Consider the following 11,605-nt stretch of genomic DNA (forward strand, 5'->3'; position numbering starts at 1 on the left):
TACGAAGGAATCTATCAGGAAGGCAACCCGAACTCCGATGCACAGGGATTTCGGAAAGATACCCTGGATCTGGTCAAAGAACTGCAGGTTCCGATCGTTCGTTATCCGGGCGGTAACTTCGTATCCGGCTTCCGCTGGGAAGACAGTGTAGGACCAAAAGACAAACGTCCATCCAGACCGGAACTGGCCTGGGGGGTGATCGAAACCAACCAGTTCGGACTGAACGAATTCGCAGACTGGTCCAAAAAGGCAGGCAGTGATATCATGATGGCTGTCAATCTGGGAACCCGCGGACCGGAAGATGCCAAGAATCTTCTGGAATACTGTAACTTCAAAGGCGGCACTTACTACAGTGATCTGCGAAAAGAACACGGTTACAAAGATCCGCACGATATCAAAGTATGGTGCCTGGGAAATGAAATGGATGGTCCGTGGCAGATGGGCCATAAAACGGCTACAGAATACGGAAGAATCGCAGCTGAGACTTCCCGTCTGATGAAATTCATGGATCCTACGATCGAGACCGTAGCCTGCGGAAGCTCCAATCTGGATATGCCAACCTTCGGTTCCTGGGAATACACCGTTCTGGATGAGGCTTATGATGAGGTTGATTATATGTCCCTGCATCAGTACTATGGAAACCGTGATGGCGATACCCCTGATTTTCTGGCAAGTTCCAAAGGAATGGATGATTTTATCTCAGGTGTCGTAAGTATCTGCGATGCTGTCAAAGCAAAGAAACACGGCAAAAAGAATATTAACCTGTCCTTCGATGAGTGGAATGTCTGGTATCACAGCAATGAAGCAGATGAAAAACTGGAAAAATGGATCCAGGCACCCCATCAGCTGGAAGATATCTACAATTTTGAAGATGCCCTGTTAGTCGGAAGTATGCTGATCACACTTCTTCGCCATGCAGACCGTGTAAAAATTGCCTGCCTGGCACAGCTGGTCAATGTTATCGCACCGATCATGACTTCTGACACCGGTGCATGGAGACAGACTATTTTCTATCCGTATTTCCACGCAAGTGTATACGGAAGAGGTACTGTTCTGAACACCCAGGTACACACCCCGGTATATGAAAGCAAAACTTACGGAGAAGCTCCGTATCTGGATTCTGTATGCATCTGGAACGAGGAAGAAGATACTTTGACAATCTTTGCTGTGAATAAGAGCCTGGAAGAAGATATGGAAGTCAGCTGTGACCTGAGACAGTTTGAAGGTTACAAAGTAGCTGAACATATCGTTCTGACCAACGATGATCTGAAAGCGGTTAATACAGAAGCCGCTCCGAACACAGTAGCTCCGACACTCTCTTCTGCTACCAAACTGGAAAATGGCAAATTACAGACCGTCTTTGGGAAACACAGCTGGAATGTAATTCGACTGAGTAAATAATTTCTTTCAAAAATGCTCCTGGAATCCCAGGAGCATTTTTGATAACTGTTCTGTAACTATTCAAAGTTCTTGTTATTCTTTTATTCTAACGGTTCCTCATAGAATCTTCCCGCGATTCCCTCGGATTTGATAATGTTGATAAATGCTTCCGGATCCAGGCTGTGAACCAGTGCAGTCACTTCTTTCACCTCATCTTCTCCAAGTACTGTGTACAGCATGTCTTTGTCCTCTTTCAGATAGCAGCCCTGAACGGCAAGATGTGTGATTCCATGCCTGGTACATTCCATAATCTTCTGCTCCAGCATTGCTCCGTGACGGGTGACAATGAACATGGTTGCTTTTTGATCTTTTCTGTGAAGTATGTTGATCGTCTGTGTGGAAACGAACTGGAAAATGATGGAATACATCGCAGCCTCAAATCCAAACAGAAAACCTGCGGTCGTAAGTATCACCACATTGATACCAAAAACAAAATTCCAGGACGGTTTATGCAATCTGGAGGAAAGATAAACCGCAATAAAATCCGTTCCACCGCTGGAAGATTTTCCGAACAAAGCAATCGAGATTGCTGTTCCGTTCAAAATCCCGCCAAATACAGACACCAGAAGCGGATCATATGTAATCGGCGTTACCGGGATCAGATCGACCAGAAAAGAGTTCAGTACGATCATCAGTACCGTATATGAGGTAAACTTTTTCCCGATCATCCGAAAACCGATGATCGCCGGTATCGCATTCAATGCAATATTGATCACCGAATATGGCAATGAAATTCCGAAAAATGTTTCCGCCGTACGCTGTAACAAAAGTGATAAACCGGTAAATCCTCCCGGAATCAGATTTCCCGCCCGGACGAAAGATTTGATGTTGACAGACATCAGTAACGATGCGAAAAGTACGCAGCCTGTCGATATCAGTGGCTGCTTCCATCTTGGGGATGTTCGTACAGTTGCCGGTTGTTGATTTGTAGTTTTCATTTTGTTCTCCATTATAAAAAATTATAAAAAACTATTGTTGCCTTCACTTAAGGAAGTTTTAGCAGCGTGTTCTATTATAGTATAGCTCTTTTGAGATGTTTCATCAATGGGAATTCATTGGACTTTATTTGTAGATATCTTCTAACATATCAAGTATATGGCTCTCAGGCAGTTCTGTGAACTAATTCCGCAAACTTTTTATACCGTTCGTACATCCTGTCATAAATTTCCATATACTCCGCATTTGGCAAATCACCGGGTTTTGGCTCTTGTTTAAAGAAATCAATTCGCGATACATTTCTTTATTGTCATCATCCAGTTTATTACTTTCCAGTAAGAATTTAAACCGTCTGGCTTCTGCTGCAATCAATTCTGCAAGATTGAGTCTGGCTTCTTCAAATGTGGTTCCGTCCACACCTTTTAATGTAAGAAACACAACCGGGAACTTGCCCATATATTCTTCGCAGAATTGCTTATTCTGTGAAATATAAAGACCATCAAACAATGTCTTATCTGCACCTATTTCAAAAAAGTAGCGGAGCATACTCATATTTAATGTCTTCCCGAAACGGCGCGGTCGTGTAAAAAGATTAACCTTTCCCCAGCTATCAAGTAGCTGTTCAATCAGTCTTGTCTTATCAACGTAGTAAAAACCCTGTCGGCGAATTTCCCCAAAATCTTCGATTCCAACAGGAAGCTTCAACACTATTGCCATTTTTTCATGCTCCTTTCCGAAGCTATACTACTGGAACGGAAGATACTCTGCCCCAATGTACTTTGATTTTACCATCTAACAGGCCAAATAACAAGTTGATACCCCGGCACTGTTTTACAGACTAATATTATTATTTTACAGTTAAGCGACAACCTCTATCATACAAGCAAAAAAGTGAGCATACACCACGACAAAATAATCGGTATATGCTCGCTTATTTACTCATCATCATCTTTTGCTATTTTTTAATCACCGGAATCTCCGTATCATCTTTCGCGTCCAGGTCATCCAGGTATTTTTTCGTTTCTTTCACAATAACCGGGGAAAGGAGCAGTACGGCGATCAGGTTCGGGATTGCCATCAGGGCGTTCAGGATATCGGCGATGTCCCATACTACATCAAGGGCTACTACCGGGGCGATCACAGCTACGGCGATATATAACACACGATAAGGAATCAGTCCCTTTTTCCCTGCAAAGTATTCCACACAACGTTCCCCATAATATGCCCATCCAAGGATCGTAGAGAATGCGAAGGAAATGATTCCAACGACAAGGATCAAAGGTCCGATGATCGGAATCTGATCGAAGGCAAGGGAGGTCAGTACACCGCCATCGGTGATCTCATTGGCATTGATAGCCGGGTTTTTCATAATCGTAGAAACCAGTACCAGACCGGTCATCAGACATACGACTACAGTATCCCAGAAAGTTCCGGTGGAGGATACCAGTGCCTGGCGTACAGGGTTTCGTGTCTGTGCTGCCGCTGCAGCAATCGGTGCAGAACCCATACCGGATTCATTGGAAAACAGTCCACGGGCAACTCCGTAACGCATCGCCAGCATGATACCGCTTCCTACCAGACCGCCGGCTGCTGCTCCCGGTTGGAATGCCAGGCGACAGATAGTTGTGATTGCAGGAATGATATAGTCATAATTAATTCCAAGAATCACGATACAGCCAAGCACATAGAAAAGTGCCATAAACGGAACCAGTCGTTCACAGACCCTTGCGATGCTTTTGATTCCACCAAAGATGACAACTGCTGTCAGAACGCCAATGATGATTCCGACAACTGCTTTATTGATGTGTAGATTCTCATTGCAGACAGTAGCGATGGCGTTAACCTGTGTGGCACATCCGATACCGAACGAAGCAAACCCGGCAAATACAGCAAAGATCAGCCCCAGCCACCGCATATGCAAACCGCGTTCCAGTGCGTACATGGCACCACCCTGCATTCGTCCATCTTCGGTTTTGACACGATATTTTACTGCAATCAGTGATTCACTGTATTTCGTCGCGATACCGAACACACCGGTAAGCCAGCACCATAAAACGGCACCAGGACCACCTAAGGCAACGGCAGTTCCCACACCGATAATATTTCCGGTTCCGATCGTAGATGCCAGCGCAGTGGCAAGTGCTCCGAACTGACTGACTTCACCGTCTGCATCCGGTTCTTTGGATACAGAAAGCTTGATTCCTTTTGTGATTGTTTTTCTCTGGATAAACCCGGTTCGGACGGTCATGAAAAGATGAGTTCCGAGAAGTAACAGAATCATCCCCCAGCCCCAGACTTTTCCGTCCACCCAGGTTACCAGTTGACTGAACTTTTCCATATGTTTGTTCTCCCTTCTGTGGTGTAGATATGTAAATCTCATAGATATTTCGTATCTTCATAGTTGCTGAGCGTTTAAAAGATTCTGTATGTTTTCCAGGTGCTCTGATTCCTGTACAGGATATATCAGTTTATGGCATATAGCGGAATATTATGCCGGCAATAAGATAACATAGGCTTCGCGATCTTGATATGCAGGAAGATACTTTCCTGTATATCGAAAAAAGGCAGACACCCTCTCGGATGTCCGCCCTTGGACTTACATATCTCATCTGTATTTTGTTTATCAATTGATTTTTCTTATTATATCATGAAACTCTTTTGCTGCCAAGTGAAAATTTTCTACTCCAGGTTCAATACCGTACAAACCGGAGTTCCTTCCAGGTATTCTACGGTAACCGTGTCTCCCTCCTGCAATGTTACGACCTGCAGATAATCCTGAACCGGGACATCGAAGATCTCGGAATGTCCATTTAATACCAGGTAGAAATGGGAATTGCCGTCGATAACGCTCTGCGCGATCCGCTGGATCGTTCCGGTGACAGTTTTGAAATCGCTCTCATTTCCAGCAGTAATTCCACTGGTATTCAGGAGTTTCACATAAGCGTCCTGGCAGGCGGATACGGTATCTCCGATGGCAACATTCTGGTATTTCTGGATATTTACCATCGCGTATTTTTTTACCAGTCCGGCACCGTCTTTCAATGCCATAAAGTATGTTGGTTCATTGGAAATATTCAGAAGGATCGGGAAAGTTGCCTTGTACCCAAGGTTCTGAACCTGCCCTTCCGCGGATCCCATCGCCGAATACTCTTCTGCTCCGTTTACCTTATAATATCGTGTCTCTCTGGTACGTTGATTGATCAGAACAAATCCTACGTTGGACTGATCTCCGCTGACAGAAGTTACACCGGTGTATACCCATACATCGTCTTCCATCGCCATGTAATTATATCCGTCTGTAGATTTCAGACAGCCTTTCTGTCCGAAGATGCTGTTGATATAACCGTTCACCAGTGTTCCATAGTAATTATACTGCTGAATCAGAAGATCTGCCGGATTGGCACGGTCTACCCATTCCGGACAGTCTTTTAACGTGTAATCCTGGCACTCTCCTGTCTGGGCATTACACAGGACAACTCTGCCGATTGTTGCACCACCAAAAAGTCCAATTGTATACTTCCGCACTGGGCAGACCCAGTAAGGAGTGCCATTATCGTCAATCTCGAAACTTAACTGATCGAAGATGTAGGTTGGATAATGAAAACGCAGATGGCGATAAATATTCCGGTTCAGATATTCTGCCTCGGAATAACGGATTGGTTTGTCCAGTTTTACCAGCGAGGTATCCTGTGTCGTCATATCGATCATAATATACGCCGGGATTCCCTGTGACTGGTTGGTCAGCCATTTGATCGGGCTTGCGTAGACCAGTGGAGTCACGCGAACCGGTTTTTCCTGATAATTGATCTGCGAATACAGATCGCTGACCTCAAACTGAGAAACCATATCTACCATACTTCCCATTTTTCGGTTTCCAAGAATCATCGCACTGTCTTTGTCAAGCAACGGAATCTGACTGAAATTCACCGGCTGGATATCTTCCGAAAAGTCGCGTTCCTCGATGGTCAGCAGATTTCGATACTGTTTTGCGTTTACGATGGGGGAAGATAAGATGCTTCCTGCTGCAAATACAAGCAGTACAGCCATCAGTACGATGCCTCCGATTTTCAGAAACTTGCTGCTTTTCACCTCACGGATGCTGGTAAACCTCTTTTTAGCTGCATAAGCTGCCAGAATCAATACGAGTACAAACAGGATAAAAATCCAGATTCCCGTAGAATGAATGTTGATCGCCGGGATTGTTGCATAATAATAAATCCCCGCAAGAACGATCACCAGCAGCACTAGAAGCGCTTTGATTTTTCCTTTTTTCATATTGTCTGCTCTCCTCTTTGGAACTGTTGTTTTTTGTACTATATCAGTATACGCTGTTTTTCGCAAGTATAACCCACAAGAATTCACGAATTCTTAAGAAAACCGCGGTCACAGGAAGTATAAAAATATCCGAAAGTAAACCAGTTGTCAAATAGCCGATTCACTTTCGGATTAAGTATCTCGATTTGTTTTACAGAGATTCACACTCCGCATTAATCGTATCTTCGGTTGCTTTCATTGCTTCCATTGTCATCGTCAGCAGTTTTTCCAGTTCCCAGCCGAGCTGATCGGCTCCGCGCTGGATGACTTCTCTGGAGCATCCTGCAGCGAATCCTTTGCTTTTGTATTTTTTCTTTAAGGATTTCAGTTCCATGTCTTTTGTACTTTTGGAAGGACGCATCAGCGCTGCCGCCCAGATCAGTCCGGTCAGTTCATCGGCTGCAAACAGTACTTTTTCCATCTCATGTTCCGGTGCTACATCAAGAGTAACACCACATCCGATCGTGATACCATATCCATGGGAAACTACACTGTGGATGATATCTTCACCAACGCCTCCCTCTCTTAAAAGTTCCGGTGCTTTCAGGCAGTGCTCTTCCGGATACTGTTCAAAATCAATATCATGCAGAAGTCCTACGATACCCCAGTATTCTGCGTCTTCAGCATATCCAAGTTCGTTAGCATACCATTTCATTACAGCTTCCACGGTAAATGCATGCTGCAGATGAAACGGATCCTGATTGTATCTTTTTAATAATGCCAGTGCATCTTCTCTTGCTATATGGTCCATATTTCTTTCTCCTGTCCGGTGTGCACTGCGCCTGAAACACACCATTTGTAATTCATAGATTTCTTAGAAATATTTTTGAAATGATTTCACGTATAAATGTATTATAACACGAAATCGCTTCAAAAACAGAAGCTTTTTCAAATAATACCTTTGTGGATATATATATCAGGAAAAACTGTTTTTCACTTCCTGTGCAAAATGATCCGGCGTATCCATAAAGCAAAACGGTTCATACTCCGTATATGCAGATGGACGGCTGACAGTAAGCAGCTGTATTTCTTCACCGGGAAGATCCGAGAGAAGTTTCTGCTTTAATTTTGCTAGTTCTTTTCCATGCATCATCTGGATCGCCAGACTGCTCCCACCCTGATTATTTTTCGCAATCAGATAACACATCCCGAAGCACCTCCTCACATTCACATTCTGTTCGGATTCTTCCTCTCTCGTACTCTCTTCGCAGGGTGATTCCTATATTTGCCGGATGATGTTTACTCCATACATATTTATGCAGCCAGTTATTCATCTGACGGTCATAGTAAGTATTGTACTGAATCTCGATCGGGTAATGGCGGTGACCATACTGATAATAGATATGTACGCCACGATATCCGTCATCGTGTGTTTTCCCGTTGGACATGTCTGCAACGGAAATATTCTTTGCTTCTCTCAGACGTAAAATTTCCTCGTAATTATCGCATAATGTCCGAAAACCGAGGATATCGTTAAATACCCGCTCTACCCGGCTTTCCCCGGATGCCCGTTGATATTTCCGCAGGATCGCCTGAAGACTTTTAATGCGGTAATCAATCGGAAGTCCGGATAAAATATCACTGGAATCATACCAGACGACGATATTTTTCAGTTCTTCTGTAAGAAACGCTTCATCCAGACAGCTGATTGCCTGAGCCAGGTTCTCTTCCAGTCTGGTTCGAAAGGACAACTTTCGCAGCAGGGCAAAAGACAGTCCGTCTTTCTTCAAAATATCTTCTACCATTGCTACTGCCCCCTGATTAATCTTCCAGAGTAACTTTCACTTTTTTACCCATAGCTCCGGCAATCTTTACCAGGAATTCCAGACTGGGGTTGTAATTTCCGCTTTCAAAACGGGTGATGTTCGGCTGAGAGATACCGGCACGTTTTCCAAGTTCACTCTGTGTCAGTCCCAGTTCTTTGCGGTACTGTTTGTAAATGTCGACGGTTCGCTGAATCGTCACTTTCTGCTGAGTTTCCAAAAGAATTTTTTCTCCGTTTTCCATAATGATATAATCCATTTTTTCACTTTCCTTTCATGTTTTTATCAATACCGTATGTGATATTTATATAATAACCTATACGGTATGAAATGTCAATAGTAATACGATACAAAATAAAAAAAGTACAGAAATCCCGGAAAAAATATTTTCCAGGATTCCGTACAGTTCTTAATCGTAGAAATATTTGCTATTTTACATAAAGCATTTTTTCAGCATCTTCTGCTTCGGCAAATGGTCCGGGCACAGTTGCCACACCGCGGTGATTTCCGAAATAATCTTCGTCAAACCGGATCGGTGTTCCATCTGCATTTTCGAACGGCTGTTCCGGTTCGAAGGCATTTCCAAGCACTTCAGTGTTGATCATTCTTCCGGTAAAGCCCTTCAGGAACTCATAGATATTGGTTTCCAGATGATATCCGTCTTCTTTTTCCACCAGTTCAACCTTCACATCCTCCCTGTTCTCTGCTGCGGTCAGACCATTTCTTTCCTTTTTCCATGCTTTTGCTCCTCCGAGATACACATTGCCCTCGCTCCATACCGGCAGATGACCAAAGTGTACCGGTTCCAGTTTTACCATATCCACCGGTTTTGTAAAGTCAAACTGTGAGATCCATTCCTCATATGTCGGATACTCGTCGAATGTCCAGGTACCAGCCAGACGATTTTCCGTGTCATATCCATCATCGGAATCGTGAGGGGTAATCACATCTTCTTTCGGCCATTTCTGTACAAAAATATTGTTATAGAAACGGTCATCCCCGTGAAGAATCGTCATGAATCCCATCACCTCTGTACGGTGCGGAATATGATACGGTGTATATCTCCAGCCGGTTCCTTCACCAACACAGGTCAGAGAACCACAGATCAGGTTATGTACCATTGCTACACCCTGTGTTGCGAAACGAAGGGCAGCATCAGACAGAAGAATATTGTTGTCGATCAGTGTCGGTCCATGTCCCACTTCCACAAACAGATCCTGAGACATCATGCCGCCCTTCAGATTTTTTGCAAAGGACGGACGCTGGTTGTCATGAAGCAGATTCTGCGTGATTCGTGTTCCCTGTGCTTCCCAGTCACACCAGATACCCATGGTACAGTGATGAATATGATTACGCTGATACAGAACATCAATCGCTGCATGCATCTTGATACCTGCAATCTCTGCACCGCCCTGTTCCATCATGTTGTTGATGTGATGAATATGGTTGTCTTCGATCACACTGAACACACCGCCCATACGACCGATGATACCGCCCTGTTCACAGTGATGAATATTATTTCTGCGGATAATATGACTTCCTACCTTTTCTTTCAGCCAGCCATGATACTGTCCGCGGCATACGGCATCACGTTCCATCTGTGTCGGACTCTTAACATACTTATATGTAAAATAATGATCGTTATCCGGATCCAGATATTTACCTACGGAAATACCTGCGCATTTGCTGTTGGAGATATCGCAGTCCTCGATGATCCATCCCTTGCTCCAGTGTGGACCGATCATACCGTCCTGAAATGCTGCCGGCGGTGCCCAGGTGGTTGCGGCCTTGCAGATGGTAAAGCCGCTGACAGTAATATAACTTACTCCTGTTTTGGAAGGGAAGAAGCATTCACGACGCACATTGATTTCCACATTTTCCGCGTTCGGATCTTTTCCCTGGAAATTGGCGTAAATGATTGTTTCATCCGTTTTGGAATCCTGTTCGGCATACCATTTGTAGACAGAATCTTCCGGAACCCAGCTGCATGGATACACTTCTCCGCGAAGACACTCATCCAAAGTTACTGCCTCATACATGGCGCGACCGTTCAGATATACGCAGCCGGTATGTTTGTCTGCCTTTGCAAAATACCAGTCACCATATACTGCAGTCGTATATGGGTTATAAGAACCGAACACACTATTTGCCACACGACATACCCAGGTGTTGTCCTGATACGGTGTCCAGGTTTTAATCTCCTCCGCACCGGTAATCACAGCACCCAGTGGCTTTACACTGCGATAGGTGATCCGGGCATCTTCACGTCCGGCATAGATTGGATCTACATATTCACGGTAAGTTCCCGGGAACACTAAAACCTCATCACCCGGTTGTGCGATCTTTGCAGCATCATTGATTTTTCGAAAAGGAGTTTGTTCGGTTCCGTTTCCGTTACGTACAGCATTCACATCTACATAGATTCTCATGTTCATAACCTCCATTGTACTTCATCTTGTATAAAAATCAGTTATTATGTAGATTTCTCAATTATGTTTTGAGAAATATGGCCATTTATGGTTATTATACTATAGACTCTGATCTGATAAAAGATAAATCTGACAGTTTCAGAGAATTAGTTTTCCGTACATGAATTCAAAACGGCTGGGAAAGAAACTACACCGGGAGATTGCGGTATTGCTCTATGTTTCTCTCCTGATTTTCATCGTAAATGAAATAATAATCGATTTGACCGGTTCCCTGGGTATAAATATATTGTCCATAGGTTCTCACGTTACAGAATAATACGGTACTTCCCGCCGCAACACCGATGGCATATCCCTTATTGGACAGTACCAGTGGCATCCGAAGTTTTTTCTGTCCAAAAGAGATATACCGCGCTTTCGTACTCAGATCCATAAAATCATCTGCAAGAACACCTTTGGATTTCAGGCGCTCATTTTTATCCCAGGCAAAAAAGTTCCAGGTCTGACTGTCCAGAAGCAATCTTGGTTCCGAAGGATTTTCCGTAAGCAGTTTTTTACCGTCTCTGCTTAAAAACTGCACAGCACCATTGGCTTTTCCCACCCGAATCAGGATACGATCAGTCAGAAGCTGTACTTCAGAACGGGACTCTTTTGCGCCCCATGTTACTGCGGTATCTGCCTGTGCTTTCCAGTTCGTATCCTGGATCGTGCCGGTGACACCTTTTA

At 44.1% G+C, this 11,605-nt stretch carries 9 protein-coding genes and 2 pseudogenes; 1 reads left to right on the forward strand and 10 read right to left on the reverse strand.

Annotated features, from left to right (window positions below):
• Nucleotides 1–1,401: arabinosylfuranosidase ArfA (gene arfA, locus MSA64_RS08640; RefSeq protein WP_287891342.1), on the forward strand; the 1,401-nt coding region annotated here is incomplete at its 5' end.
• 80 nt (nt 1,402–1,481) lie between these two features.
• Here the strand turns inward: arfA and MSA64_RS08645 are convergent.
• The 10 genes and pseudogenes from MSA64_RS08645 to MSA64_RS08690 all read right to left on the reverse strand — a co-directional run.
• Complete coding sequence (locus MSA64_RS08645; protein WP_287891343.1) at nt 1,482–2,378, reverse strand: YitT family protein; 897 nt, start codon at nt 2,376–2,378, stop codon at nt 1,482–1,484.
• Between the two features lie 274 nt (nt 2,379–2,652).
• Nucleotides 2,653–3,093: pseudogene (locus MSA64_RS08650) on the reverse strand (AAA family ATPase); the annotation flags it as partial.
• 238 nt (nt 3,094–3,331) lie between these two features.
• Nucleotides 3,332–4,714, reverse strand: a complete 1,383-nt coding sequence (locus MSA64_RS08655; protein WP_215637085.1) for an alanine/glycine:cation symporter family protein — start codon at nt 4,712–4,714, stop codon at nt 3,332–3,334.
• A gap of 341 nt (nt 4,715–5,055) precedes the next feature.
• Nucleotides 5,056–6,651, reverse strand: a complete 1,596-nt coding sequence (locus tag MSA64_RS08660; protein WP_287891344.1) for a CvpA family protein — start codon at nt 6,649–6,651, stop codon at nt 5,056–5,058.
• 190 nt (nt 6,652–6,841) lie between these two features.
• Nucleotides 6,842–7,441 carry a hydrolase gene (locus tag MSA64_RS08665; RefSeq protein WP_287891345.1) on the reverse strand — a complete coding sequence of 200 codons (600 nt, stop codon included), beginning with the start codon at nt 7,439–7,441 and terminating at the stop codon, nt 6,842–6,844.
• A 165-nt stretch (nt 7,442–7,606) separates the two neighbouring features.
• Nucleotides 7,607–7,837, reverse strand: coding sequence for a DUF6718 family protein (locus MSA64_RS08670; protein ID WP_022172412.1), 231 nt, complete (start codon nt 7,835–7,837; stop codon nt 7,607–7,609).
• A complete protein-coding gene (locus MSA64_RS08675) occupies nt 7,812–8,435 on the reverse strand; it encodes a hypothetical protein (protein WP_287891347.1) in 624 nt (207 codons plus the stop codon). Before MSA64_RS08675 ends, MSA64_RS08670 begins: the two co-directional genes overlap by 26 nt.
• Nucleotides 8,436–8,451: 16 nt before the next feature.
• A complete protein-coding gene (locus MSA64_RS08680) occupies nt 8,452–8,712 on the reverse strand; it encodes a helix-turn-helix domain-containing protein (RefSeq protein ID WP_022172410.1) in 261 nt (86 codons plus the stop codon).
• 169 nt (nt 8,713–8,881) lie between these two features.
• A complete protein-coding gene (locus MSA64_RS08685; protein WP_287891349.1) occupies nt 8,882–10,882 on the reverse strand; it encodes a right-handed parallel beta-helix repeat-containing protein in 2,001 nt (666 codons plus the stop codon).
• 187 nt (nt 10,883–11,069) lie between these two features.
• A pseudogene (locus MSA64_RS08690) lies at nt 11,070–11,605 on the reverse strand (DNA helicase UvrD); the annotation flags it as partial.

The sequence above is a fragment of the Oliverpabstia sp. genome, assembly GCF_022785585.1.
In the GTDB taxonomy this organism is placed as follows: domain Bacteria; phylum Bacillota; class Clostridia; order Lachnospirales; family Lachnospiraceae; genus Oliverpabstia; species Oliverpabstia intestinalis.